Origin of the sequence: Tatumella citrea (genome assembly GCF_002163585.1) — a bacterium.
Lineage (GTDB): Bacteria > Pseudomonadota > Gammaproteobacteria > Enterobacterales > Enterobacteriaceae > Tatumella > Tatumella citrea.
The window spans coordinates 828199-852896 of sequence record NZ_CP015579.1; the positions used below are offsets into that span (position 1 = coordinate 828199).

Below are 24698 nucleotides of genomic sequence, written 5' to 3' on the forward strand. Positions count from 1 at the left end.
TTGGCTGATTGTGGGTAACGAACGTTTTCACGCAATACAGAATATTACGGTGCCGGAGGAGTATAACCTTCAATATGGACATCTTTCCCCTCAAACAGAAAATTTATCATTTCCTGTTCCAGCACTTTACGATCTTCAGGATTCATCATGCTGAGTTTTTTCTCGTTGATCAGCATGGTTTGCTTGGTCATCCACTCCTGCCAGGCTGGTTTAGAAATTTCCTGAAAAATACGTTTCCCCAGTTCACCCGGATATAACTGAAAATCTTGTCCTTCAGCTTCGCGTTGCAGGTAAGTACAAAAAATTGTGCGACTCATTATTCTTCCTCGTTTGGCTTACGCGAGTGTAATACCAGTTGTTGCGGGTGTCTCAGCTCATTTAACAGACGCTCTACCGGAGCGGCCAGTCCGACCTCGGGAGCTCGCGCTAAGTTATACCAGAGACTGCTGCTTTCATCCATTAAAGAGCCGAAAGCCGGCTTGTTCAGATAACAGGGTACAATATCCAGATGAAAATGGCTGAAAGTATGACGAAATGCAGTCATTTGCTGCACTGAGCCACTGATCCCCCGTTCTGCCAGCCAGTCATGCATGGCTTGTTCGCTGTCAAACTGTGGGAAACAGTATAACCCTCCCCAGATTCCCACCGGAGGCCGCTGCTGTAACAGCACATTTTCACCCTGTTGCAGTAATAAAAACCAGGCAGTTTTTACTGGCTGGGCCTTTTTCGGTTTTTTCCCGGGATATTTTTCCCAGCTGTGATGAGCATAAGCGATACATCCACTGCTTAGCGGGCACAGCTCGCATTTGGGACGTGAACGGGTGCAGACCGTCGCTCCAAGATCCATCATTGCCTGGTTGAACTGGCTGACACCCTGCGCAGGGGTGACCTGCTCACTCAGCTGCCAGAGCCGTTTTTCTACATCGGTTTTTCCCGGCCAGCCATCGACCGCGTAGCAACGGGCTAGTACCCGTTTTACATTACCGTCGAGGATAGGGTAGTGCTGTCCCAGTGACAGCGAGAGGATGGCTCCGGCCGTCGAACGTCCGACCCCCGGTAAATCTGCGACATCTTCGAAGTTTTGTGGGAAAATCCCCCCGTGCTTTTCTGCCACCTGGCAGGCAGCCTTATGCAGATTACGGGCGCGGGCGTAGTAACCCAGGCCGGTCCACAGATGCAGCACCTCGTCAAGCGGCGCGGCAGCCAAATCAGTAACCGTCGGAAAGCGGGCCATAAAGCGTTCGAAGTAAGGGATCACCGTGGCAACCTGAGTCTGCTGTAGCATTACCTCAGACAACCACACCTTATACGGGGTTTTTTGCTGTTGCCAGGGCAGGGTCTTACGCCCATATTTCTGGTACCAGTCGAGAGTGTATTGCGCAAAGTGCGATGATTGCATCATGACCGCGAAAATTTCCACCAAAAGCTCACAAGAGGCAGGAATTCCAGCACAGACCTGCCAGACTGTAAACATGAACATTGCAAAGGCTTGCTTCCGGGGACGAAGTTTGGATAATTCCCGTCTTTGTTAAAATATCAACCTACAGGCATTACTATGATCAATGATGTCATCACGCCAGAGTTCGACGAGAACGGTCGTCCGTTACGGCGTATCCGCAGCTTTGTCCGTCGTCAGGGCCGACTGACCAATGGCCAGCAGCACGCGCTGGACAATTACTGGCCGGAGATGGGGGTTGAGTTTACACCTGAACCGGTGAACTTTGCCGCACTGTTTGGCCGTGAAGCACCGGTGGTGTTAGAAATCGGTTTTGGAATGGGGGCTTCGCTGGTCACCATGGCTCAGCAAAATCCTCATCAGGACTTTTTTGGGATTGAAGTTCATGCGCCCGGCGTGGGTGCCTGTCTGGGAGCTGCCCATGAAGCCGGGCTGACCAACCTGCGGGTGATGTGCCACGATGCTATGGAAGTGCTGGAATCGATGATCCCGGATAATTCACTGCGTATGGTTCAGCTGTTTTTCCCTGATCCGTGGCATAAAGCCCGTCATAATAAACGTCGTATAGTTCAGGTACCTTTTGCTGAGCTGGTATTACGTAAGCTAAAACTCGGCGGTGATTTCCATATGGCTACCGACTGGGAAAACTATGCGGAGCACATGCTGGAAGTGATGCAAAATATTCCTGGTTATCGTAACCATTCGGCCGAAGGTAACTTTGTACCGCGCCCGGAAAGCCGTCCGTTAACTAAGTTTGAACAACGTGGCCAGCGTCTGGGACACGGAGTTTGGGATTTGATGTTTGAGAGGATTAAATAATGGCAGTACAACGTAGTCGTCGTTTACGTAAGAAAATGCACCTGGCAGAATTTCAGGAACTTGGTTTTTCTGTTAGCTGGACCTTTGCCGCAGGTACCTCAGAGCAGGATATTGATGCCACTCTGGATGCTTTTGTCGATGAAGTGATTGAGCCAAATGGCCTGGCTTATGACGGTAGCGGCTATCTGCAATGGGAAGGACTCGTCTGTCTGCAGCAAACCGGAAAATGTACCGATGAGCACCGCCAGTTAGTACGTGAGTGGCTGGAAGCACGTAAATTGTCTGATGTAAAAGTCACGGAACTGTTTGACGTCTGGTGGGACTAAGTCTCTGCAGGTGAGTTACCTGTTGTTATCAGTCAGTGAACCAGTGCCCGACAGCAAATAATGCATTGCCGGGACAGAAAGGAGTATGCATGTTACGTGAAGTTATCGCTGTCGGGGTTTTGCTGGCTACCACCCCGGCGTGGGCAGATTATCAGTGCCCGGTAAAACCTCAGGATGATATTGCTGTCACGGCACAGCAGGTGGCTGTCAGTGGCAGTAATGGTAATCTGACTATTTCTCCGCAGGGAGAGATGACGTTTAACGGCCAACCGGTGCATGCCAGCCAGGCATTGCGTCAGCAGGCGATTGCCTATCAGTCTGCATTACGCAGTGATTTACCGTGGATTGACCAGGGTGCCCTTCAGCGGCTGGAAACCAGCCGTAATGCGCTGGATAAAGTGATTGTCGAGAAACTGGGTCCCGACAGTCATGTTCGGACACGGCTGGCGACACTGGATACTGGCCTGAAAGCACAGATGAACCGCGTGATTGAACATCGTGATGATGGACTATATTTCCATCATGCGGCGATTGATCAGGTTCGGGCTGATGGTGAAAAACTGGTGCAAAACGCGATGGGCGGAATACTCCAGGACAGCCTGAATGAACTGGGGAGTTCCAAATCATCCGGCGATAACCCTCTGCAGGCATTAATGGGTAACCTGGGTGGGCTACAACAGTCTATCCGTAGCGAAGCCAGTAAGCAGGAAAAGGATTTTCAGGCGTTTGGTCATCAGGTTTGCGGGAAGGTTGAAGCACTGGAACAACAACGCACAGCCATCTGGCAACAGCTTAGTAAGTAATCTCTTCAGTATCAGCAGTATCAGGTCCTCTGATACTGCTGAATATCTCAGTCAGTTATTCCTGTTCCAGAAAAAATTCCAGCAAACTGTTAAGGAACAGCCGGCCTTTCTCTGTGACCTGCCAACTGGCTGCCGTCTCCTGTAAATAACCGGCTGCGATTGCCTGGTCCAGAGCAGGACGAATATGTTGCTCATTCAGCCCGGTAAAGCGGCTAAATTCATCCCGAGGGCAGGGCTCGGATAAGCGGAAGCGGTTCATAAAATATTCAAACGGCTTTTCATCATCAGGCACGCTGTAGCGTTTATCCAGGTATTCACCGCGCATAAACCCCTTTGGATGGCGGGTTTTCACCGTTCTGATAATTTCACCGTCAGCCCGGGTAAGTTTGCCGTGGGAACCACAACCAATTCCCAGATAGTCGCCAAACCGCCAGTAGTTCAGATTGTGCTGACATTGCAGGCCGGGACGGGCATAGGCAGAGGTTTCGTATTGCTGATAACCCGCATCGGTAAGCAACTGATGCCCCTGCTCAAAGATATCCCACAATGCATCATCATCTGGCAATACTGGTGGCCGTGAGGCAAACAACGTATTAGGTTCAATGGTCAGTTGATACCATGAAAGATGCGGTGGAGATAACGCAATCGCCTGTCGTAAATCGTCTAAGGCTTCTTCCAGCGACTGATCAGGCAGACCGTGCATCAAATCGAGGTTAAAGCTGCGCAGCCCCAGCCCGGCGGCCAGCTCTGCCGCCCGTTTTGCTTCTTCCGGCCCATGGATACGTCCCAGGCGTTGTAGCTTGGCAGGGCTGAAACTCTGTACTCCGATAGAAATACGGTTAACCCCGGCCTGCTGATAGCCGCTAAAACGATCAGCTTCTACGGTGCCAGGGTTAGCTTCCATCGTTATTTCGGCATCTGCGGCCAGCGGTAAACGCTGACGAACACCGTTCAGTAAGACATGCATTGCTTCGCTGCTGAGCAGACTGGGGGTGCCGCCGCCGATAAAAATTGTCGAGACTTCACGCCCTGAAGTCAGGGGGAGGTCACACTCCAGGTCGGCCAGCAAATGTTCCACATATTCCATATGCGGAACATCGCCTTTCAGTGCGTGAGAGTTGAAATCACAATACGGGCACTTCTGTACACACCAGGGAATATGAATATACAGACTCAGTGGTGGCAGATTACCCATTACGTAAGGCATCCAGTAGCAGTTTCAGTGCCTGCCCGCGGTGTGAAATTGCCAGTTTTTCGGCTTTGGTCATTCCTGCTGCCGTGGTGTTCAGCGCCGGCAGGTAAAAAATGGGATCATAACCAAAGCCGCCAGTTCCGTGGCTTTCACGGGCAATGACTCCAGGCCACTGTCCGTGGAACACCAGTGGGGTCGGGTCATCGGCATGGCGCAGGTAGACCAGCACGCAGTGGAATGCGGCCTGACGCTTATCATCAGGAACCTCCTGCATAGCTGCCAGCAGTTTATCCAGATTCTGCTGGTCAGTAGCCTCAACCCCCGCATAACGGGCAGAGTAGATGCCGGGAGCACCACCCAACACATCAACGGCCAGTCCGGAATCGTCAGCAATCGCCGGTAAACCAGTGACGCGTGCTGCATGGCGGGCTTTTATCAGCGCATTTTCGATAAAGGTCAGGCCGGTTTCTTCCACAGAATCGACGCCCAGTTCGGTCTGAGCCACAATATCGAAACCAAATTCTGCCAGAGGTTCGGCCAGTTCACGGACTTTACCGGGGTTACCGGTTGCCAGTACAACTTTTTGCATAATCATTCCAACGTTCAGAGTTACAGCAGATACCAGAGTCCCGGAAACAGATCCATTCCGAGAAAATTCAGTGCATAAAGAATCAGAACCACCACCATGGCAGAAAAGTCGATACCGCCCATGGCTGGCAGAATACGGCGAACAGGTGCCATTAACGGCTCTGTCAGTTGTACCAGCACATAATCTATCGGGCTGCGGCCCTGACTTACCCAGCTCATCAGTGAACGGATCAGAATCACCCAGAACACCAGATTACCGGCGGCTTTCAACAACGACAGCACCCCAATCAGCACATTGCTCAGGCCAATCACAAAGCCGCCTGACTGAATCAGCATCAGTAACGGGAATTTGATAATGGTCAGCACCAGGGCCAGCACTAAAGACGCAGTGTCAATCGGACCAATTGCGGGGATAATACGGCGTAACGGACGGATCACCGGTTGAGTCAGCTTGACGATAAATTGTGCCAGCGGATTGTAGAAATCACAGCGGGCCCACTGCATCCAGATACGTAGCAGCAGAACCATGACGTAAAGATCGATAACCGTTTTGACCAGAAAAGTCAGAGTGTACATGAGTGTCCTCAGTTATTGGGGTGAAGAGGGCGGATACTGGCGGGCGCCAAAAATGGCTGAGCCAATGCGAACCATCGTACTGCCGGCTTCAATGGCGGCGTCCATATCATCGCTCATTCCCAGCGATAACGTATCAATCCCGCTGTATTCCGCCTGTAATGCGTGAAATGCAGCAGCCATCTGTCGGCATACCGCCAGTTGTGATTGATAATTTTCTGATGGCGCAGGAATTGCCATCAGACCACGTAATTTCAGCTGTGGTAATTCAGCAATCTGTCGTGCAAGGTCGGGGATTTCACTGACACTGATCCCTGATTTGCTGGATTCATCGCTGATATTTACCTGGATAAGCACATTCAGTGGCCCACGTTGTGGTGGACGCTGATCGTTGAGCCGTTGTGCCAGCTTCTGTCGGTCGAGGGTATGGCACCAGTCAAAGTTTTCGGCCACCAGACGGCTTTTATTGGATTGCAACGGCCCGATAAAGTGCCATTCCAGCCCGGTTAAGTCTCCGGTCTGAGCCACTTTATCCACGCCTTCCTGTACATAATTTTCACCAAAACAACGCTGCCCGGCCTGCCAGGCTTCGCGAATGTCGCTCACAGGTTTAGTTTTACTTACTGCCAGCAGCGTAATTTGCTGTGGATCTCTGCCGCAACTTTCGGCGGCAGTACTAATACGCTGACGAATATTCTGTAAATTATGCTGAATGGAAGTCATCACCGGGCTGTTTTATGGAGTTAGATGAAATTGTTGCGCTTAGTGTAAAGCATAATGCCTCTGATCTGCACCTCTGCTGTGGACATTTACCCTGGTGGCGTTGTCAGGGGCAACTGACAACGCCACCAGGACTGGCTCCGGTGAGCGACGAGACCCTGCATCAGTTTTGTGATGACTGGCTGTCGGATGAGCAACAGCAACAGCTGCTCAGCCACGGCCACTGTGACACCGCAGTGACAACGGTGTCAGGTATCCGCCTGAGAGCCTGTATTTTCCGCCGTAATGGTGGAATGTCGCTGGCATTACGTATTTTGCGTCAGCAGATCCCCTCCATGGAGAGCCTGGGGATACCTGCTATCTGCCATCGTCTGACCGGTGAAAATACAGGGCTGATACTATTCACCGGAGCGACCGGTTGCGGAAAATCGACTTCGCTGGCGGCCATGATTAATACAATCAGCCGACAAAGGGCGCTGCATATTATTACCCTGGAGGACCCTGTTGAATACATTTACGACAGTCAGCGCTCTTTGATTCAGCAACGCGAAGCAGGAAGGGATTTCTCCTGTTTCAGTCAGGGGCTGGTGGCAGCGTTACGCCAGGACCCGGATATTATCATGCTGGGTGAATTGCGTGATCCTCAGACAATCCGGCTGGCTCTGACTGCTGCAGAAACCGGCCATCTGGTGCTGGCAACCCTGCATACCAGAACGGCAGCACAGGCCGTTGAACGGCTGGTCGATAGTTTTCCGCCCGGCGAGAAGGCATTTGTCAGCGCCCGGCTGGCTGCATGCCTGACGGCAGTGATTGCTCAGCGACTGGTGGATGATGATAAGCAGGCCGGTCAGCAGCGGGCAGAGTTTGAAGTTCTGGTGAATACCCCGGCAGTTGCCAGTGTTATCCGTGAAGGTAAGACTCATCTGCTGGCGGGAATAATACAGACCAGCTCGGCTGATGGCATGCAGTGTTTTCCTCCCTCAGCAGCGAGAGAAGCAGGGAAGCCAACACAGGACAGACGTATTGTCAGCGACGCTGTATCAGCTGTTCAGAACAGTATCTGGCCGGGAAGTGTTAAGGGACAGCAGAGATGACCACCCGGATACTCTTCTCTAGCCAGTCGGCGCTGTCAAACGTCCGGCCATAAATCATTTTCAGGGTTGAGGTGCCGGCTTTGCGGCCAATCAGATAAAATGTCTGCTGGCCTGAACACCCCACCATGCCCGATTTGCAATCGGGAGACTGGCGATAACTGCCAGGAATCAGCAGTAAACCGGAAGGTAACTGACTTACCATCCACTGATAGCCGGTGGTCGGACTGGCATCCAGGGTCAGAAGAATCGGTTTGCCTGCCACGCCGTTGAGCTGAGCAGGTGTTTCTGCCGCGACAGCCGCAACACTCATACAGCTTAGTGCAACAGCCAGACAGCTAATAAATCTGTTCATCAATAAATCTCCTTTTTATGCTGTTCGAAGCTATTATCTTAGCACTAATTACTGTAATGTTGGGCTGAATAACGACAAAATGTTGTCAGCCGCTGGGGTGTAAATGTTCAGGGCAGGGGATTAATGGTTGTCGAACCAGCTTTCCAGAATGATCACCGCTGAACCGGAATCGACCTTACCCTTGGTCAGTGCACGATAACCACCCGTTTCAAACAGACCTGCACGCGCTTCAACAGTACTCAGGCGTTCATCCTGTAATTCAACCACAACACCAAATCTGCCATGCAGTCGGTTGGCAAATTTACGGGCACGGGCAGTCAGAGGTTGCTCTGTTCCATCCATATTCAGTGGCAGACCAACCACCACTAAGTCGGGTTGCCACTCTTTCAGCAGCTTTTCAATCACATTCCAGTCAGGGACTCCGTCCTGTGCTTTGATTGCTGTCAGAGGTCTGGCGGTACCGGTCAGTTGCTGGCCGATAGCCACTCCGATACTACGGGTCCCGAAATCGAATCCGAGTAAGGTTTTTACTGACATCAGGCATGCCCCGCTTCGCTGCTCATCTGACTGATATCGATACCGATATGTTTCGCTGCATTACGCCAGCGTTCAGCTGCCGGAGTATGGAACAGAATTTTTTCACTGGCCGGAATAGTCAGCCATGCGTTTTCCAGAATTTCGTTTTCCAGCTGCAATTTCTCCCAGCTGCAATATCCCAGTGCAACAATGATATTCTCTGGTTGCTGTTCAGTACCCAGCGACTCAAGAACATCTTTTGAAGTAGTCAGTACGGTATGTTCTGAAATGGTGATGCTGGAAGAAAAATTGTGTTGCGGTGAGTGCAGGATAAAACCGCGATCTTCTGCCACCGGTCCGCCGTTATACACCGGGTTTTCTAAGGTATGTGCAGCATCATTTTGTTGTGGCGTAATGTCTAGTTTGCTCAGCACACCCTCAATAGTCAGGTTTTCCATGGGCTTGTTCACAATCAGGCCCATTGCTCCTTCATCGTTGTGCTCACAAACATAGATTACAGACCGTTTGAATACCGGGTCCTGTAATGAGGGCATCGCGATCAGAAAATGGTGCTGTAAATTCATACTGACTCTGTAAGTTTATTTTGAAAAAATATCCGGCAACCCCAGGGCTGCCGGGCAATACTCAGGCGGTGGTTACTTGCCCAGGCGCTTCTCAATCGCGTCCATCAGCATTCCGGTGATGGAGATTGGGAACGCGGCCTCAATTTCACGAACACAGGTCGGGCTGGTGACATTAATTTCGGTAAGGCGGTCACCAATAATATCCAGTCCGACAAAAATCAGACCTTTTTGTTTCAGAACCGGCGCAACCTTACGGGCAATTTCCCAGTCACTTTCGCTTAACGGGCGGGCTTCGCCACGTCCACCAGCTGCCAGGTTACCCCGGGTTTCGCCTGATTTCGGGATCCTCGCCAGGCAGTAAGGCACTGGTTCACCGTCGACAACCAGCACACGCTTATCACCTTCTTTGATCGCTGGCAGGTAGTTCTGAGCCATGCAGAAGGTAGTATTATCATGAGTCAGTGCCTCACAGATTACCGAAAAATTCGGGTCATCCTGCTTTACACGGAAAATCGAGGTTCCACCCATACCATCCAGCGGTTTCATAATGATATCGCCGTGTTCCTGCCAGAACTCACGTAGTTTTTGCTGACTACGGGTCACCAGAGTATCCGGGGTTAAATCAGCAAACCATGCAGTGAACAGTTTTTCGTTACAGTCACGCAGGCTTTGAGGTTTATTAACCACCAGAGTGCCCAGCTCTTCGGCACGCTCCAGAATGTAAGTGGCATAAATAAATTCGGTATCAAACGGCGGATCTTTGCGCATCAGAATCACATTCAGGTCAGCCAGCGGGATCTCCTGCTCGCTGCCGAACTGATACCAGCCATCGTAGTTTTGCTCAACGGTGAGCAAGCGGGTACGAGCGCTGGCCACTCCGCCACGCAGGTACAGATCATTCATTTCCATATAATGGATTTCATAACCCCGGCGCTGTGCTTCCAGCAGCATTGCAAAACTGGTGTCTTTCTTAATATTGATGTCCGCAATAGGATCCATCACTATGCCAAGCTTAATCATTCTTATCTCCTCGGAAGGCAGTAATGACTACCTTATCATTAACGGATTTTACCGGTTCAGGATCTTTGGGGCTTTACCGCAGGTGCCGGTGTCAGGGCAGATTACCCTAAATCACCAAATCTTACCTGCAGTGCCGTCAGCACAGTCAGGGCGGCTGTTTCGGTACGTAACACTCGCGGGCCCAGCAGGATATCAGTGAATCCCTGGCTGGCAGCCATGTCGATTTCATCGGCGCTCAGCCCGCCTTCCGGGCCAATCAGCATCCGGATCCGGCTGACCGGCAGCGGCAAGGTATTAATGCTTGCTGAAGCCCGTGGATGCAGATTCAGTTTCAGTCCCTGCTCCTGCTCAGCACACCATTCATTCAGCGACATGACAGGGCGGATTTCCGGGACCACATTTCTGCCTGACTGCTCACAGGCCGCTATAGCAATTTTTTGCCACTGCTGGCGCTTTTTCTCCAGTCTTTCTGCATCGAGTTTGACTCCGCAGCGTTCCGAAATCAGTGGCGTGATTAGATTTACCCCCAGCTCTATCGATTTCTGGATGGTAAACTCCATTTTTTCTCCGCGAGACATCACCTGGCCAAGGTGAAGATATAACGGTGATTCGCGATCATCGGTGATACCCTCAGCGACCTGAACAGTAACGCTTTTTTTATCAGCGCGCACAATGGTGGCACTAAATATCTGATTACTGCCATCGAACAGTTCCAGTGACTGTCCGGTGGTCATTCTTAGTACCCGGCCAACATGGTTCGCTGCTTCTTCGCTAAGCTGAAATTCACTGTTATTTGCTATTATTTCCGGGTGAAAAATGCGGGGTATGCGCATGAAAAATCTGCCAGTTCCGGGCTGGTATCTTATGGCCAGCCATCAGTTAGTGAATGAATCAGCAGTGTCCCTGCCTGTGATAAGAACGTCAACCGCTACACGTTCTTTTTTAATCAGTCAGCGTTTGCTGCTGTAGTTGCATTATGCCACAGACGACGCGGGGGCGGGCAATATTGCCGGAGACCTCAGGCCTGAAACTCACCACGGGTGAGTTCGCTGCCACAGTGGGTACAACTGTAGCGGGTTTCGCCACGTATTACCCGGTTATGGCGTCGAACCGTTAGCTGATGCTGTCGGCAGTGACAGGCATAGGCAAAAGTCTTTTGCAGGGTATCGGTACTGAAATGATGAGTGCGACTGGCACTGACTCCCAGCACGGTTTCCATCATCCATTTCCACTCTTTACCGTGCGGAGCAACCCGGCCAAACTCTTTCCAGACCAGCAGGTGGGCCAGTTCATGCGGCACCACTTCATCAATAAAGGGTTGCTTATTTTCCAGCAACAGCACCGGATTAAGGCGAATTTCCCATTGTTGCAGCCAGGCTGTACCAGCAGTCGTTCCCCGTTGCTGATAGAGGACAGACGGTTCAGGATATGACTGTTTCAGGCTTTCATTCGCGCGCTGTAAATGTTCGCGCAGCGAACGCATAACAGCTTGCTGAAGGGCGATGGGCAGACGAGGTGTTTTCATAGCGGCAGCATAAAGCCAGTCAGGGCAGATTACAATCAACGGTGATTACCGCAAAAAAAACAGGCAACGTTTCCGTTGCCTGTCGGGTTCCGCGGGATAAAGAATTAATTCTTATCACCGATATTGCGTAATTTTTTACCCTGCATCAGGTTGCGTTCAATGTGTTCCAGAGAAACACCTTTGGTTTCAGGTATCAGAACCAGAGTCAGGATAATAAATACTATGTTCAGTGCAGCGTACAGACCGAAAGTACCTGCGTTACCCAGAGAGTTCAGCAGAGTCAGGAAGGTCGCGCCGACAATCATATTGGCAATCCAGTTGGTGGCCGTAGAAACGGTGATACCAAAATCACGACCTTTCAGCGGCTGGATCTCTGAACACAGTACCCAAATCAGCGGACCGGCGCTCATTGCGAAACCAATGATGAAGATCAGCAGCATGGCGATAGCGAAATATTGCTGACCCAGCGAATGCATACCGATATGCAGCATGGTTCCCAGAATACCCATACCTGCGGCCATTACGATAAAGCCCAGAATCAGCGTAGGTTTACGGCCCCAACGGTCAACCAGTCCGATTGCAATAAAGGTTGCCAGGACGTTGATACCACCGACAATTACTGTTCCCCACATCTGCTGGGTGGTGTTGGTAAACCCGGCGATTTCGAAGATTTTTGGCGCGTAGTACATAATTACGTTCATCCCGGTAAACTGCTGCATAACCTGCAACAGAACACCCAGATAGACCGCACGACGGAAGTTAGGGTTAGAAGTAAACAGTGCCCAGCCAGTTTGTTTAATCTTCAGACTTTCACGGATTTCATCCAGCTCACGTTTCGCTTGTTCACTGGTATCACGCAGACGGTCCAGAACCCGCTGTGCATCCTGGAAGTTACCTTTTGCTGCCAGCCAACGCGGGCTGTTAGGCAGGAAGATAACCCCGATCAGCAGTAACAGGGCAGGAATAGTAATAACCCCCAGCATCCAGCGCCATTCACCGGCGTAGCTGAAGGCAGTATCTGACAGGTAAGCACCCAGAATCCCGATAGTAATCATCAGCTGATACAGTGAAATCATACTGCCGCGGATTTTTTCCGGGGCAATCTCGGACAGATACAGAGGTGCAGTATAAGAAGCGATACCAACAGCCAGACCCAACAGTACACGGGCGGCAATCAGCACTTCAGGGTTGCTGGCAAAGGCGGAGCAGAGTGACCCTGCAACAAACAGGATAGCTCCGGCCATCAGGCTTTTTTTACGCCCCAGTTGTGAGGACATCCAGCCACTGCCGACGGCACCTACTGCCGCACCAAACATCATTGAGCTGACGATCCATTCCTGCTGGTGAGCAGTCACATTAAAATCTTTTGCGATGAAAGGCAGGGCGCCGGCAATGACACCGATATCCAGACCAAACAGTAATCCCGCCAGTGCCGCAAGGAAGCAGACAAAAAATGTCATCATCTTGTTCGACGTTCTGCTTTTATTAGTATTGCCAGGCATTTTAGCCTCCGCTGTTAACTATCATTCTTGTTGTAATGTTAAAAAAATCCTTTCAGTTTATCAGTGAGCCAGATCACATTGATGTAATCGGTTACACATGATAACCCTCTGAAAGAAATATTTAATTCGAAAAAAAACCATTTAGCGCCAGCCGGAGGGTTAAATTATGTTTCCGGCAGGGGGTCAGATTATATCCCCGCACTGACGACTCAAAGCAACCCATTTTTAACGATTGAATTAATTTGTTATACCCTGAAAAATCTGAGAAATAATTTTCAGAGAGTTGTAATCGTTACCACTTGAGCCGGATCACATAACTAAGCACGTTTTTCACAAAAGACCGGGAGAATAAATCTGGTTTCACAGCATGCTCTGTTAAGCAGCGCTAACCATTTAGGCAGGGGGAGCGAAGGGAATAACAGGGCAGCAAAGCTGCCCTGTAGCAACAATTACAGTCCGGCAGCTTCGCGCAGCGCGGCAGCTTTGTCGGTTTTTTCCCATGGGAAATGCTCACGGCCAAAGTGGCCATAGGCAGCAGTCTCACGGTAGATTGGGTGCAACAGATCCAGCATCTGAATCAGACCATATGGACGCAGATCGAAGAACTCACGTACCAGCAGGGTCAGTGTTTCAGTAGGTACTTTCTCGGTGCCGAAAGTTTCAACCATGATAGAGGTTGGTTCAGCGATACCGATAGCGTAAGACACCTGGATTTCACAACGGTCAGCCAGACCGGCAGCAACGATGTTTTTAGCAACATAACGTGCCGCGTAAGCTGCTGAACGGTCAACTTTAGATGGATCTTTACCAGAGAATGCACCGCCACCATGACGAGCCATGCCGCCGTAGGTATCAACGATGATTTTACGTCCGGTTAAACCACAGTCACCCATAGGTCCGCCGATAACAAAACGGCCAGTCGGGTTAATGAAGTATTTGGTTGAGCTGTTCAGCCATTCTGCAGGCAGTACCGGCTTGATAATGGTTTCCATAACTGCTTCCTGCAGTTCTTTCTGACCAATATCTTCTGAGTGCTGGGTTGACAGAACAACCGCATCGATACCAACGATTTTACCGTCGTCATACTGGAAAGTGACCTGGCTTTTAGCATCCGGACGCAGCCATGGCAGAGAGCCATCTTTGCGTACTTCAGACTGGCGCTGTACCAGACGGTGCGCATAAGTCAGTGGTGCAGGCATCAGAACATCAGTTTCGTTGGTCGCATAACCAAACATCAGTCCCTGGTCTCCGGCACCCTGTTCCAGAGGATCTGCACGGTCAACACCCTGATTAATATCCGGCGATTGTTTACCGATAGCGCTTAATACTGCGCAGGAGTTCGCGTCAAAGCCCATATCTGAGTGGATATAGCCGATATCACGGACCGTTTTACGGGCGATGTCTTCGATGTCGACCCATGCGCTGGTAGTCACTTCACCACCTACCAGTACCATTCCGGTTTTCACATAGGTTTCACAAGCTACGCGTGCTTTCGGATCTTGTTCAAGAATGGCATCCAGCACTGCATCAGAGATCTGATCAGCAATTTTATCGGGATGCCCTTCTGATACGGACTCGGATGTAAATAGGTGTTTTGCCATTTGTTCCTTACCTTACTCTCTGGTTTCAATTCAATCGCCTGGCGAACATCAATCATGCTCACTTTCGCTTCTTCAGACAACGCTGTGAGCGGTACAAGGTGTGCTTAAAAGCACAGACTGGAAAGACACTGCCTGGTTCTTAATCATTTAGATGGAAAACCATCCGGACGTCCATTTTAGGGCAGTCTCCGCCCCGAATTCCAGACTTTTTTTCAGATTAAGCCATTGCGAAATGTAAAAGAGTGGAACACTGTACCCGTTTGCGCCAATAATTCTTTGCTTTTTCAGGCTCTGAACGGTATAAACAGCCGCTGCTGCCCGGGATGGTAGCAGGTGTTTCGTAGCGCAGAAAAAGCGCTGCTGTAGTGTTGGAATTACTGTGATTCTGACCTTCACCCTCAGTACGTTTTCCGTATGCTTCTGGCATATGTGGAGGTGATAAAACTAATGAAGGCGCCTTACTCATTATCTTTTGGTTCTCAGCCTGGTCCTGTTGTGCCGGGTGCCCTGTCTGTTGTCTTCGTATATTCCTGTCCAAAAAACTTTTCCCGACGAAGTTACCTTTGCTGCGGTAATTTTTCCGACACCTGCGCCGGTTAAGGTATGCACTTCAGGTTCGGTATTACTGCGTCGTGTCGCCTGTGGAACTGTTCCACAGACCGATTTGGCTCCCGGTGATTTACCCTGAGGTTGCCACGCTTGCCAGGAGAGTGTGCTATACCTGGTGACAGAAGCAGGCACTTCGGTCAGGAGAAAATTCTCCATGCAAGAAAACAGCTGTTTCACTTTTCAATCTAAGATAGAGGTTCGCGATGTCTGACGACATGAAGACTATTAAGGGTTCGTCAGCAGGCGAACATGGGGTACTGCGTTCAATGCAGGAAGTTGCAGTGAATGATCAGGAAGCCAGCCGGATGTTAAAGACTTATAACATCGCGTGGTGGGGCAATAACTATTATGACGTAAACGAACTCGGTCATATCAGTGTCTGTCCGAATCCTGATAAACCTGAGGTCCGTGTTGACCTGGCAAAACTGGTTAAGGAACGTGAGGCTCAGGGCCAGCGTTTACCGGCGCTGTTCTGCTTCCCGCAAATCCTGCAACACCGTTTGCGTTCAATTAACGCTGCGTTTAAGCGTGCGCGTGAATCCTTCGGTTATACCGGTGATTACTTCCTGGTATATCCCATTAAGGTGAACCAGCATAAGCGGGTTATCGAATCACTGATTAATTCCGGAGAACCGCTGGGTCTGGAAGCGGGTTCCAAAGCTGAACTGATGGCAGTACTGGCGCATGCCGGGCAGACCCGTTCAGTCATTGTCTGTAATGGTTATAAAGACCGTGAATATATTCGCCTGGCACTGATTGGTGAAAAACTGGGTCACAAAGTATATCTGGTTATCGAAAAGATGACTGAGGTAAGGCTGGTTCTGGAAGAAGCTGAACGCCTGAATGTTACTCCGCGTCTGGGGATCCGCGCCCGTCTGGCATCTCAGGGCTCAGGAAAATGGCAGTCGAGTGGTGGTGAAAAATCGAAATTTGGTCTGTCAGCGACCCAGGTATTACAGCTGGTGGACATAATGCGTAATGCCGGTCGTCTGGATAGCCTGCAACTGCTGCACTTCCATCTGGGTTCTCAGATGGCGAATATCCGCGATATTTCGACCGGGGTTCGTGAGTCTGCCCGTTTCTATGTGGAACTGGCAAAACTGGGCGTCAACATCAAATGCTTCGATGTGGGTGGTGGTCTGGGTGTGGATTATGAAGGCACCCGTTCCCAGTCTGACTGTTCAGTGAACTACGGGCTGAATGAATATGCCAATAACGTGATTTGGGCGATTGGTGGTGCCTGTGACGAGCATGGTCTGGAACATCCTACGGTAATTACTGAATCCGGACGTGCGGTGACTGCTCACCATACTGTTCTGGTATCGAATATTATCGGTGTGGAACGTAACGAATTTACCACCCCTCAGGCACCGGCAGAAGATGCCCCACGGCCAATCGTTAGTATGTGGGACACCTGGCAGGAAATGCATGAGCCGAATGTACGTCGCTCGCTGCGTGAATGGCTGCATGACAGCCAGATGGACCTGTCAGATATCCATACCGGTTACTCCGCAGGGACCTATGATCTGAATCAGCGTGCCTGGGCAGAACAGCTCTATCTGAGCATCTGTCACTACACCCGTCAGCACCTGGACCCGAGCAACCGTGCCCACCGGCCAATCATCGATGAATTACAGGAGCGGATGGCAGACAAAATCTATGTAAACTTCTCGCTGTTCCAGTCGATGCCGGATGCCTGGGGGATTGATCAGTTATTCCCGGTACTGCCGCTGGAAGGACTGAACAAATCGCCTGAACGCCGTGCGGTGCTGCTGGATATTACCTGTGATTCAGACGGTACTATCGACCATTATGTGGATGGCGATGGTATTGCGACCACCATGCCGATGCCGGAGTATGATGCGGATAACCCGCCGATGCTGGGCTTCTTTATGGTCGGCGCTTACCAGGAAATTCTTGGTAACATGCATAACCTGTTCGGTGATACAGAAGCGGTGAACGTTTATGCTTTTGATGACGGTTCAGTAGATGTGGAATTGTCAGATGAAGGGGATACTGTCGCGGATATGCTGCAGTATGTTCAGCTGGATCCACAGGAATTGCTGGAGCTGTTCCATAAGCAAGTCACTGCCAGTGTGATCGACGAAGATCTGCGTGACCAGTTCCTGTCCGAATTTGAAAGTGGTTTGTACGGTTACACTTATCTGGAAGATGAGTAAGCCAAAGGCGCTGCGTCAGGCGATGTTTGAACGCATGATTAGTCATTGCAGTCATTGCAGTCATTGCAGCGAAATACCATAATTATCTATCACCCTTGTGCGTCGGGTTTAACGACACACAAGGGTTTTTTTTCGTCACGATCAGGCCGGAATACTACTGTTTTTCAGTAGATTACCGGTTCACGGAAATATAGAGGAACAAATATGTACCATACCCTGGGTAATGAATATGACAACTCTCTGGTGTCTAATGCCTTTGGTTTTATGCGGTTTCCGCTGAATTTTCAGCCTTATGACAGTGATGCTGAATGGGTGATCACCGGGGTACCTTTTGATGCAGCCACTTCCGGCCGTCCCGGCAGTCGCCTGGGGCCGGGAGCCATCCGTCAGATATCGACTAATCTGGCCTGGGAAGGGTGTCGCTGGCCGTGGGACTTTGATCTTCGCCAGAGCCTGAAGGTGATCGACTGTGGTGACCTGGTGTATGCCTTTGGCGATTCGCAGGATATGTCGACTAAACTGCAGGCCCACGCGGAAAAGCTGCTGGCTAACGGCAAGCGGATGCTGACGTTTGGTGGCGACCACTATATTTCTTTGCCACTATTACGGGCACATGCCAAACATTTTGGCAAAATGGCACTGGTGCATTTTGATGCCCACACCGATACTTATTCGAACGGCCCGACCTTCGACCACGGCACGATGTTTTACCACGCGCCTAATGAAGGGCTGATCGATCCGAATCATTCGGTGCAGATTGGTATCCGGACGGAATACGACAAACAACTGGGATTCAATGTGCTGGACGCAGGTCGTGTCAATGACCTGTCAGTAGACAGTATCCTGGCTGAGATTAAACAGACGGTGGGTGACCTGCCGGTTTATCTGACATTCGATATTGACTGTCTGGACCCGGCACATGCTCCAGGTACCGGGACACCGGTTATTGGTGGTCTGACATCAGATAAAGCCGCTAAACTGGTTCGTGGGTTACAGGGGCTGAACATTGTGGGTATGGATCTGGTGGAAGTTGCACCGGGTTATGATCACGCTGACATCACCTCTCTGGCTGCTGCGTCACTGGCGCTGGATATGTTGCACGTACAGGCAGCGAACAAAGCGTAACTGACTTGTGTTCGTCTGTTGAAAAATAATATAACGAACACTTAACGGGAAGGAGAGTCACATGGGTTTACTGGATGAGCTGGTAGGATCACTGACAGGCGGTCAGCAAAATAATCTGGGCCAGTTACAGGCTGTCTGGAGCTGGGTCCAGGAACAGGGTGGAATTGAAGTGCTGATCCAGAAATTTCAGCAGGGTGGACTGGGCGAAGTCCTGTCTTCATGGCTGAGCAATGGCTTTAACCAGCCGGTCAGCAGTGGTGATATTCAGTCTGCCTTCAGCAACGATGATCTGCAGTCACTGGCCGATAAACTGGGTACCGATGTTGACGGCGCTTCCGGCACCTTATCTCAGTTGCTGCCACAGCTGGTTGATAAAATCTCTCCACAGGGTGAAGTTCATCCTGAAGCCACTGGCAACAACAGCCAGCTGGATCTGGGATCGCTGGTGGAAAGTATTTTCAAAGGCTAATTAACAGTCTGTGTGAACCAGGCCGGTACTCTGCAAAGAGACCGGCTTTTTTACTGCCGTTCCGGGGTTAAGACCAGGAAATCTGCCGTCCGGGGCGCTGCCCGCCGTACCCGGGCTTGCGTTAAATTGAATGTTCGATGGTATATATGCGACAATTGTCCGGCCTCAGAGAGGCTTTGCCAGCCCCACATACTCCAATGACTGAGTAAAATAATTTAAATGATAAGAAAAAGTCCGATTCAGGTTATCGATAAAGCCGTGACATTGCTGCGAATTATCTCAGATTTAAAGCAGGGGGCTTCAGCTTTAGAGCTGGCGAAATTATCGGGGCTGGATCGTACAACTGTTCACCGAATTCTTAAAAGCCTGATTGTCTGGGACCTGGTAATCCATGAAGATGGCATGTTTAAAAGCGGCCCTGAGAGCTTATTTTACTCCACCAGATATCTAAACCGGCTGAATATCCGTCGTGTTGCATTGCCGTTTATGGTGGAGATACAGAAATTACTGACTGATAAGCAGGCGGTGATTTCATTGTCTATTCCGGTGCGCGAACATGTGGTCCTGATTGAACGGATCTGGACCCAGTTAACACCACTCAATGTGTTAATGGATCTTTCCGACCAGTATCCGATTGATAAAATCCCCAGCGGATTAGCTATGCTGGCGACCTATAATCCCCTGGTTTGCCGTGAGATTCTGGATGAACAGCGCTGTGCGGAAATTGAGCCCCGTCTGACAGAAATTCGTGCTGCTAAGGGGTTCTGTATCGGTGCGAATGAACAACAACTCGGCTTAAACTCAATCGCCTACCCGGTGCTCAACCCCCGCAGTGAAGGAATTGGGGCGCTGGTCATTGCCGGGCTGGATACCGAAAAAGAGTTATCGTTAAATTCTCCTCTGGCGGGCCATTTGAAACGGGCCTGTGAAAATATTTCTGGTCAGCTCAACTATTTATAACTGCTCAATTTTTTTCATCACCTCGGCTGACTTTATTTTCCCATAGTGCGAACGTGGAAGAGAGTCGAGAATATAAAAAGTCTTCGGTACCTTAAAACGGGACAGCTGGCTTTTACAGAATTCGGTGAGATCATCGGTGCTCATTGCAGTCGCAGGATCAGAAAGTACTATCGCCGCACAGATTTTTTCTCCCCATTCCGGATCCGGCTGGCCAAATACATGCACTTCAGAAATGCCGGGATGTAAAAGGATGCACTGTTCAACCTCTGCGGGAAGTACCGATTTTCCGCCACTGCGGATGATTTCTTTTATTCTGCCAACAATACGGATATAGCCTTGTTCTGTATATACCCCTAAATCCCCGGTTTTAAGCCAGCCATCCTGTAAGGTTTGCAAAGTCAGGGCTTCATTTCTCCAGTAACCTGCCATAAGGTGCATGCCGCCGATGATAATTTCGCCGATACCCGCCAGGTCAGGGCCAGCTATTTTTATGGCAGCCCCGAATACCGGATAGCCAGTCAGTCCTGAAAGTTCGCTGCCGGATTGGCGGATTTCTACAGGGAGCGTGGCATAACGTAAATAGCTACTCCACGGCGCTTCGGTCATGCCATATAACAGAGCCAGCCGTCCGTTGAACACCCGTAATGCCTGGTCCAGCACCTCACCGGGAATTGCTGATGCACCGATATCAATACAGCCAAGAGCGGGAAGATCCTCCAATGGCTGATCTGGTAACAGACTAAGCAGTCTTGCCAACTGAGTGGGGACGAGTGAAGAGTATCTGGCTTCATGATATTGCAGCAATGAGATATATGACTCAGCCCTGAAACGTTGTTCTAATATGACGGTTCCTCCGGCCAGAATATGGGCAAGCACCACCACCGCAGCAATTGGCCACAATGGGCGGACGTTCAGAAATTTATCGCCGGGCACAATCTGCCTGGCGAGGATCATATTGGAAATAACACTGACAAATGAGGCATGAGTATGCATTACAGCTTTAGGCTGCCCTGTGGACCCTCCGGTGTAATTTAAAGATAACAATTGTTGCGGGTGAATATCCGCTATCTGATAAGGAGTGGCCGGACCTGAAGTGAAGAGTGAGACCGGAATACAGCGGATACCTTGCTGGCTCAGGGATAAAGCAACTTCACGACAGTTTTGCTGGTAAGCCAGTACCATGGCGCCAGAATCATTAATCTGCGACTGCAATTCCCGCACAGACAGGGCATTATCCAACGGGACTCTCACCCGACCGCTGGCCATCAAGGCGTAGTCAAGTATCAGTGATTCTGCATCCGTGTCACCTAACAGAGCGACTTTACTCCCGGCGGGTATCGACTGTTGGTCCAGGAACTTCGCAACCAGATGGAACTTATCAACAATTGCTGAAAAGGTGAGGGATATATGATTTCGGGGATCAATAATTGCAATGTTATCGGCATATTTATGCCGGGCGTTAAGAAACAGATGGTAAATATTCATATTATTTCCATCCCTGCAGAACAATACGGCCGGTGATATCGGAGGTTTCTAAGAGCTGATGGGCAGCAGCCACATCATTGAATTCCATCACCTGATGGATGATGGGCTTGATAATGCCACGGCTTATCAGCGCCAACGACTGGTTGACTTCCGCCAGGGTGGCACTGCCAGAGCCCTGCAGGCTTAAACGCCTGCCAATCAGTAACCCGGGAGAGATATTAATATCATGCGGATTGATATTTCCGAGCAGAATAACCCGCCCGCCGTGGGTCATCCCCCTCAATGTTTCCGGTAAACTAACGGCCGTATTATCCAGAGCAACCTGTACTCCTTGCTTCTCTGTCAGTTTCCAGACCTCTGCAGCATATTGATTATCAGGGCTGACAATGACCTGGTCGGCACCTAATGATGATAAGAAGCCGGCTTTATTCGGATCTCTTGTCACGGCAATCACGGTGGCACCGAAAGCTTTCGCCAGCAGGATCTGATGGCTGCCTAATCCGCCACTGGCTCCGTTGATCAGTACTGTTTCTCCGGCTTTTAGTTGTGACAGATTAATCGCTCTCAGACTGGTCGCTATCGGGCAACTGGCAAGTGCCGCATCTTTGAACGAAATATTGTCGGGCAGCAGCACAGTAGAAACTGCGGGAACTGAGATGAACTCTGCGTAGGAACCTTCGGTATCGACAGAGGGGGCACCCAATGCTTTGCAGAGGTCATGCCGACCAGCCAGACAGAACGGGCATTTACCGCAAAAACGCCGCTGGTAGATAACGACACGATCGCCTGGTTTACGGTTATCTACTTCACTACCTGCCCGTCTGATAATCCCGGAGGCTTCATGACCCAGTACTACTCCTTTACGGGCGTGTGGTAAACGCCCCTGACGATGCAGAATATCATGGTGGCAGATCCCGGAAGCCTGGATTTCAATCAGTACATGGCCGGCAGGTACTTCGGGTAATGCGGTGTCACGGATAACCAGTTGTGACGGTAAGCCAAAATCTTTGAGTATGATCGCTTTCATAGTTATCTCATAAATTACTAAGCTAATGACAAATTCATATAGAGAACAATGTGTGCGTATTGTGCACGTTGCGGTATTCTAATCCCTCAGCCGGAATTTACAAGGTACATTTGGGGGAGCGTTTAGAATGACAATCAGTCATCAGTTAACGGCAGAAGGTATTTTACTGATAGGGTTAAACCGCCCGGAAAAATTAAATGCACTGGACGAACAATCTAAAATCAGACTCGGTGAGGTCTGGGATTATGCGCGTACCGAAGATAATGTCAGAACTATTGTTATTTATGGGGAAGGGGAGCGTGCATTCTGTGCCGGATCTGATCTAAAAGAGGCACAGGAAAAAGGCCGCACGGTGACTACCGATATTTTAGCCCGATCACTACCCGGAGTATTACAGCCTTTAAATAAACCAGTAATTGCTGCATTACATGGTTATACCCTGGGTCTGGGGATCAGCCTGGCAATCCACTGCGATTACCGCATTGCACATCCGGATACCCGGTTCAGTTTTCCCGAAATTCATCACGGTATGCTTTCTGGGTTTAGCGCAATTACCCTGCCATTGCTGGTCGGTGAAAGTCGTGCTCTGGACCTGATGCTGACCGGCAGAAAGTTTACTGCACAACAATCACTGGACTGGGGGCTGGTTAATGCTCTCTCTGAACAGCCGCGGGAGAGTGCTATAGAGCTGGCCAGACAGCTTTCTACAGATAAAGTGGCACAAGCTGCAGGATGGACAAAACACCTTATTTTATCAGAGCGGCGGCGGCAGTTAGATCTTTATTTCTCAGAAATAGACAAGGCCAGATTATTAGTCACTAAACAATCAGTGTCGCATGAATAAATTGTGTGAGAATAATAATGAGTGATCAATTAAATACCCTCAATGAAAATGAAGTTTTTGGTAAGGTCGCCTGGCGGTTAATGCCTTTTCTCTGCCTGTGCTTTGTTATTTGCTGGCTGGAGAGAGTGAATATCAGTTTTGCGCATTTGCAATTCAAAAGTGATCTAAATATTAATGATGCCTCTTTTGGGTTGATTGTGGGTGCATTATCTCTGGGGTGTCTGGTATTTGATATTCCAGGTACCTTAATGCTGGAGAAATATGGTGCTAAAAAAACTATTACCCGGGTGATGATCCTTTGGGGAATCGCTACCATCGGCACGGCATTTGCCAGAACTACCGGACAGTTTTACTTTTTCAGATTTTTGCTGGGTGCTGCCGAAGCCGGGTTTTTCCCCGGGGTTATTCTCTATCTGACCTATTGGTTTCCAACTGCCTGGCGAGCCAGAGTCTCGTCGCGGTTTATTATTGCTATAGGGATTTGTGGAATTGTTGGCGGCCCGCTGGCCAGTTGGGTAATGACACATCTGAATGATGTCGCCGGTTTCAGAGGCTGGCAGTGGTTGTTTATTTTCACCGGCATCCTGCCGTTATTTATTGGGGTGCTGGCCTGGTTCTGGTTGGATGATAAACCTGAACATGCCCGTTGGTTAACTGCTGCGGAAAAATCGCTGGTGCTGGCCACACTGACCAGAGATCAGCAGCAAGATAAGCCGAACAAAAAAGACAATCTGCTGAAAGCAGTCAAAGATTTCCGCGTGTGGATTATTATTGTCAGCTATGTATTGACTATTATTTGCACCGGCAATGTCGTGAATTTTTGGGCTCCATCGATTATTAAAGAATCCGGCAATATCAGTCTGGGGTCGGTTGGCATGTTGTCATCAGTGCCGTGGATTGTTGGTGTGATTGTCATGCTGCTGGTTTCCAGGCTGTCAGACCGTTATCAGGAACGGCGCTGGTTTTTTGCCGGGGGTGTCATCGCCATTATTACCGCATTAATTATTCTGCCGTGGGTATTACATAATGCCGGCTATACGGTGGCAACGTTGGTACTGATGAGTTCGGGCTATCTGGTGGCAACGGCTATTTACTGGACCATTCCCTCACAATATTTTTCTGAAAGTTCAAGAGCGGGTTGTATTGCACTGGTCAGCCTGTTTGGTCAGTTAGGGCAAATTCTGGTGCCGTCTTTTATCGGATACCTGAAAACCAATACCGGCAGTATTACTTCGGCGCTGCATTATGTGACGATTTTTATCATCCTCGGACTGATTATGCTACTGGCTGGTATTCCCGGGAAAGTATTGTTAAAAAAATAATCTAAT

Annotated in this window: 26 protein-coding genes; 10 read left to right on the forward strand and 16 right to left on the reverse strand. The window is 50.0% G+C overall.

The window, feature by feature from the left end; genetic code table 11:
* Window positions 1-44: 44 nt before the first annotated feature.
* Together A7K98_RS03930 and mutY are read right to left on the reverse strand one after the other, a co-directional pair.
* On the reverse strand, window positions 45-317 hold the full coding sequence (locus A7K98_RS03930; RefSeq protein WP_038018022.1) for an oxidative damage protection protein: 273 nt from the start codon (window positions 315-317) through the stop codon (window positions 45-47).
* Window positions 317-1402, reverse strand: coding sequence for an A/G-specific adenine glycosylase (gene mutY, locus A7K98_RS03935; protein WP_087490350.1), 1086 nt, complete (start codon window positions 1400-1402; stop codon window positions 317-319). Before mutY ends, A7K98_RS03930 begins: the two co-directional genes overlap by 1 nt.
* 153 nt (window positions 1403-1555) lie before the next feature.
* Between mutY and trmB the strand changes: the two genes are divergently transcribed.
* From trmB to A7K98_RS03950, 3 genes are all read left to right on the forward strand, one after another.
* The gene (trmB, locus tag A7K98_RS03940) at window positions 1556-2275 is read left to right on the forward strand and encodes a tRNA (guanosine(46)-N7)-methyltransferase TrmB (protein WP_087487399.1); all 720 of its coding nucleotides are present in this window, start codon (window positions 1556-1558) and stop codon (window positions 2273-2275) included.
* Complete coding sequence (locus A7K98_RS03945) at window positions 2275-2601, forward strand: YggL family protein (protein ID WP_087487400.1); 327 nt, start codon at window positions 2275-2277, stop codon at window positions 2599-2601. The genes trmB and A7K98_RS03945 overlap by 1 nt, the downstream gene beginning before the upstream one ends.
* Before the next feature lie 89 nt (window positions 2602-2690).
* Window positions 2691-3404, forward strand: a complete 714-nt coding sequence (locus A7K98_RS03950) for a DUF2884 family protein (protein WP_087487401.1) — start codon at window positions 2691-2693, stop codon at window positions 3402-3404.
* Window positions 3405-3459: 55 nt separating this feature from the next.
* Here the strand turns inward: A7K98_RS03950 and hemW are convergent, their stop codons facing one another.
* The 4 genes from hemW to A7K98_RS03970 are packed head-to-tail and all read right to left on the reverse strand — an operon-like array spanning window position 3460 to window position 6480.
* Window positions 3460-4599 (reverse strand): radical SAM family heme chaperone HemW, encoded by a 1140-nt coding sequence (hemW, locus tag A7K98_RS03955; RefSeq protein WP_087487402.1) that lies wholly within the window; start codon window positions 4597-4599, stop codon window positions 3460-3462.
* The gene (gene rdgB / locus A7K98_RS03960) at window positions 4592-5185 is read right to left on the reverse strand and encodes an RdgB/HAM1 family non-canonical purine NTP pyrophosphatase (RefSeq protein ID WP_087490351.1); all 594 of its coding nucleotides are present in this window, start codon (window positions 5183-5185) and stop codon (window positions 4592-4594) included. Before rdgB ends, hemW begins: the two co-directional genes overlap by 8 nt.
* Before the next feature lie 20 nt (window positions 5186-5205).
* Window positions 5206-5760 carry a YggT family protein gene (locus A7K98_RS03965; protein ID WP_087487403.1) on the reverse strand — a complete coding sequence of 185 codons (555 nt, stop codon included), beginning with the start codon at window positions 5758-5760 and terminating at the stop codon, window positions 5206-5208.
* 12 nt (window positions 5761-5772) lie between these two features.
* On the reverse strand, window positions 5773-6480 hold the full coding sequence (locus tag A7K98_RS03970; RefSeq protein ID WP_087487404.1) for a YggS family pyridoxal phosphate-dependent enzyme: 708 nt from the start codon (window positions 6478-6480) through the stop codon (window positions 5773-5775).
* A 14-nt stretch (window positions 6481-6494) separates the two neighbouring features.
* Here A7K98_RS03970 and A7K98_RS03975 point away from each other — a divergent pair, with 14 nt between their 5' ends.
* Entirely contained in the window at window positions 6495-7571 is a 1077-nt protein-coding gene (locus A7K98_RS03975) for a type IV pilus twitching motility protein PilT (RefSeq protein WP_087487405.1), read from the forward strand.
* On the opposite strand, the gene A7K98_RS03980 is transcribed toward A7K98_RS03975, so the two are convergent.
* The 8 genes from A7K98_RS03980 to metK all read right to left on the reverse strand — a co-directional run bounded on the left by A7K98_RS03980 (window position 7552) and on the right by metK (window position 14671).
* The gene (locus tag A7K98_RS03980) at window positions 7552-7923 is read right to left on the reverse strand and encodes a protease inhibitor I42 family protein (RefSeq protein WP_157665842.1); all 372 of its coding nucleotides are present in this window, start codon (window positions 7921-7923) and stop codon (window positions 7552-7554) included. The genes A7K98_RS03975 and A7K98_RS03980 overlap by 20 nt on opposite strands.
* A 120-nt stretch (window positions 7924-8043) precedes the next feature.
* Entirely contained in the window at window positions 8044-8460 is a 417-nt protein-coding gene (gene ruvX / locus A7K98_RS03985) for a Holliday junction resolvase RuvX (protein WP_087487406.1), read from the reverse strand.
* Window positions 8460-9023 (reverse strand): YqgE/AlgH family protein, encoded by a 564-nt coding sequence (locus A7K98_RS03990; RefSeq protein WP_087487407.1) that lies wholly within the window; start codon window positions 9021-9023, stop codon window positions 8460-8462. Before A7K98_RS03990 ends, ruvX begins: the two co-directional genes overlap by 1 nt.
* 72 nt (window positions 9024-9095) lie before the next feature.
* On the reverse strand, window positions 9096-10043 hold the full coding sequence (gene gshB, locus A7K98_RS03995; RefSeq protein WP_087487408.1) for a glutathione synthase: 948 nt from the start codon (window positions 10041-10043) through the stop codon (window positions 9096-9098).
* Between the two features lie 101 nt (window positions 10044-10144).
* On the reverse strand, window positions 10145-10876 hold the full coding sequence (gene rsmE, locus A7K98_RS04000) for a 16S rRNA (uracil(1498)-N(3))-methyltransferase (protein WP_087487409.1): 732 nt from the start codon (window positions 10874-10876) through the stop codon (window positions 10145-10147).
* Between the two features lie 185 nt (window positions 10877-11061).
* Window positions 11062-11568, reverse strand: coding sequence for a SprT family zinc-dependent metalloprotease (locus A7K98_RS04005; protein ID WP_087490353.1), 507 nt, complete (start codon window positions 11566-11568; stop codon window positions 11062-11064).
* 104 nt (window positions 11569-11672) lie between these two features.
* Window positions 11673-13070: a sugar porter family MFS transporter gene (locus tag A7K98_RS04010; RefSeq protein ID WP_087487410.1), complete on the reverse strand. Its 1398-nt coding sequence runs from the start codon at window positions 13068-13070 to the stop codon at window positions 11673-11675.
* Window positions 13071-13519: 449 nt separating this feature from the next.
* Window positions 13520-14671: a methionine adenosyltransferase gene (gene metK, locus A7K98_RS04015; RefSeq protein ID WP_087487411.1), complete on the reverse strand. Its 1152-nt coding sequence runs from the start codon at window positions 14669-14671 to the stop codon at window positions 13520-13522.
* Between the two features lie 812 nt (window positions 14672-15483).
* Between metK and speA the strand changes: the two genes are divergently transcribed.
* From speA to A7K98_RS04040, 4 genes are all read left to right on the forward strand, one after another.
* Window positions 15484-17460 (forward strand): biosynthetic arginine decarboxylase, encoded by a 1977-nt coding sequence (gene speA, locus A7K98_RS04025; RefSeq protein ID WP_087487413.1) that lies wholly within the window; start codon window positions 15484-15486, stop codon window positions 17458-17460.
* Window positions 17461-17664: 204 nt separating this feature from the next.
* Window positions 17665-18585: an agmatinase gene (gene speB / locus A7K98_RS04030; RefSeq protein WP_087487414.1), complete on the forward strand. Its 921-nt coding sequence runs from the start codon at window positions 17665-17667 to the stop codon at window positions 18583-18585.
* A 61-nt stretch (window positions 18586-18646) separates the two neighbouring features.
* Complete coding sequence (locus A7K98_RS04035; protein ID WP_087487415.1) at window positions 18647-19054, forward strand: YidB family protein; 408 nt, start codon at window positions 18647-18649, stop codon at window positions 19052-19054.
* Between the two features lie 219 nt (window positions 19055-19273).
* Window positions 19274-20014: an IclR family transcriptional regulator gene (locus tag A7K98_RS04040; protein WP_087487416.1), complete on the forward strand. Its 741-nt coding sequence runs from the start codon at window positions 19274-19276 to the stop codon at window positions 20012-20014.
* On the opposite strand, the gene A7K98_RS04045 is transcribed toward A7K98_RS04040, so the two are convergent.
* On the reverse strand, window positions 20009-21499 hold the full coding sequence (locus tag A7K98_RS04045; RefSeq protein ID WP_087487417.1) for a class I adenylate-forming enzyme family protein: 1491 nt from the start codon (window positions 21497-21499) through the stop codon (window positions 20009-20011). The two genes, A7K98_RS04040 and A7K98_RS04045, sit on opposite strands and share 6 nt — an antisense overlap.
* A gap of 1 nt (window position 21500) precedes the next feature.
* Window positions 21501-22526, reverse strand: coding sequence for an alcohol dehydrogenase catalytic domain-containing protein (locus A7K98_RS04050; RefSeq protein ID WP_087487418.1), 1026 nt, complete (start codon window positions 22524-22526; stop codon window positions 21501-21503).
* Between the two features lie 127 nt (window positions 22527-22653).
* On the opposite strand from A7K98_RS04050, the gene A7K98_RS04055 reads away from it, so the two are divergent.
* Window positions 22654-23370: an enoyl-CoA hydratase/isomerase family protein gene (locus A7K98_RS04055; RefSeq protein WP_087487419.1), complete on the forward strand. Its 717-nt coding sequence runs from the start codon at window positions 22654-22656 to the stop codon at window positions 23368-23370.
* 17 nt (window positions 23371-23387) lie between these two features.
* Window positions 23388-24692 (forward strand): MFS transporter, encoded by a 1305-nt coding sequence (locus A7K98_RS04060; RefSeq protein WP_087487420.1) that lies wholly within the window; start codon window positions 23388-23390, stop codon window positions 24690-24692.
* Window positions 24693-24698 lie beyond the last annotated feature (6 nt).

Excerpts from the sequence above, each read along its gene's own strand:
- metK (WP_087487411.1), bottom strand. The coding sequence starts at position 14,671 with ATGGCAAAACACCTATTTACATCCGAGTCCGTATCAGAAGGGCATCCC.
- hemW (WP_087487402.1), bottom strand. The coding sequence starts at position 4,599 with ATGGGTAATCTGCCACCACTGAGTCTGTATATTCATATTCCCTGGTGT.
- A7K98_RS04055 (WP_087487419.1), top strand. The coding sequence starts at position 22,654 with ATGACAATCAGTCATCAGTTAACGGCAGAAGGTATTTTACTGATAGGG.
- A7K98_RS04035 (WP_087487415.1), top strand. The coding sequence starts at position 18,647 with ATGGGTTTACTGGATGAGCTGGTAGGATCACTGACAGGCGGTCAGCAA.
- gshB (WP_087487408.1), bottom strand. The coding sequence starts at position 10,043 with ATGATTAAGCTTGGCATAGTGATGGATCCTATTGCGGACATCAATATT.
- A7K98_RS03990 (WP_087487407.1), bottom strand. The coding sequence starts at position 9,023 with ATGAATTTACAGCACCATTTTCTGATCGCGATGCCCTCATTACAGGAC.
- rsmE (WP_087487409.1), bottom strand. The coding sequence starts at position 10,876 with ATGCGCATACCCCGCATTTTTCACCCGGAAATAATAGCAAATAACAGT.
- A7K98_RS03945 (WP_087487400.1), top strand. The coding sequence starts at position 2,275 with ATGGCAGTACAACGTAGTCGTCGTTTACGTAAGAAAATGCACCTGGCA.
- mutY (WP_087490350.1), bottom strand. The coding sequence starts at position 1,402 with ATGATGCAATCATCGCACTTTGCGCAATACACTCTCGACTGGTACCAG.
- A7K98_RS03930 (WP_038018022.1), bottom strand. The coding sequence starts at position 317 with ATGAGTCGCACAATTTTTTGTACTTACCTGCAACGCGAAGCTGAAGGA.
- A7K98_RS03970 (WP_087487404.1), bottom strand. The coding sequence starts at position 6,480 with ATGACTTCCATTCAGCATAATTTACAGAATATTCGTCAGCGTATTAGT.
- speA (WP_087487413.1), top strand. The coding sequence starts at position 15,484 with ATGTCTGACGACATGAAGACTATTAAGGGTTCGTCAGCAGGCGAACAT.
- A7K98_RS03950 (WP_087487401.1), top strand. The coding sequence starts at position 2,691 with ATGTTACGTGAAGTTATCGCTGTCGGGGTTTTGCTGGCTACCACCCCG.
- speB (WP_087487414.1), top strand. The coding sequence starts at position 17,665 with ATGTACCATACCCTGGGTAATGAATATGACAACTCTCTGGTGTCTAAT.
- ruvX (WP_087487406.1), bottom strand. The coding sequence starts at position 8,460 with ATGTCAGTAAAAACCTTACTCGGATTCGATTTCGGGACCCGTAGTATC.
- A7K98_RS04010 (WP_087487410.1), bottom strand. The coding sequence starts at position 13,070 with ATGCCTGGCAATACTAATAAAAGCAGAACGTCGAACAAGATGATGACA.
- A7K98_RS04045 (WP_087487417.1), bottom strand. The coding sequence starts at position 21,499 with ATGAATATTTACCATCTGTTTCTTAACGCCCGGCATAAATATGCCGAT.
- trmB (WP_087487399.1), top strand. The coding sequence starts at position 1,556 with ATGATCAATGATGTCATCACGCCAGAGTTCGACGAGAACGGTCGTCCG.
- A7K98_RS03980 (WP_157665842.1), bottom strand. The coding sequence starts at position 7,923 with ATGAACAGATTTATTAGCTGTCTGGCTGTTGCACTAAGCTGTATGAGT.
- rdgB (WP_087490351.1), bottom strand. The coding sequence starts at position 5,185 with ATGCAAAAAGTTGTACTGGCAACCGGTAACCCCGGTAAAGTCCGTGAA.
- A7K98_RS03975 (WP_087487405.1), top strand. The coding sequence starts at position 6,495 with ATGGAGTTAGATGAAATTGTTGCGCTTAGTGTAAAGCATAATGCCTCT.
- A7K98_RS03965 (WP_087487403.1), bottom strand. The coding sequence starts at position 5,760 with ATGTACACTCTGACTTTTCTGGTCAAAACGGTTATCGATCTTTACGTC.
- A7K98_RS04050 (WP_087487418.1), bottom strand. The coding sequence starts at position 22,526 with ATGAAAGCGATCATACTCAAAGATTTTGGCTTACCGTCACAACTGGTT.
- A7K98_RS04040 (WP_087487416.1), top strand. The coding sequence starts at position 19,274 with ATGATAAGAAAAAGTCCGATTCAGGTTATCGATAAAGCCGTGACATTG.
- A7K98_RS04060 (WP_087487420.1), top strand. The coding sequence starts at position 23,388 with ATGAGTGATCAATTAAATACCCTCAATGAAAATGAAGTTTTTGGTAAG.
- A7K98_RS04005 (WP_087490353.1), bottom strand. The coding sequence starts at position 11,568 with ATGAAAACACCTCGTCTGCCCATCGCCCTTCAGCAAGCTGTTATGCGT.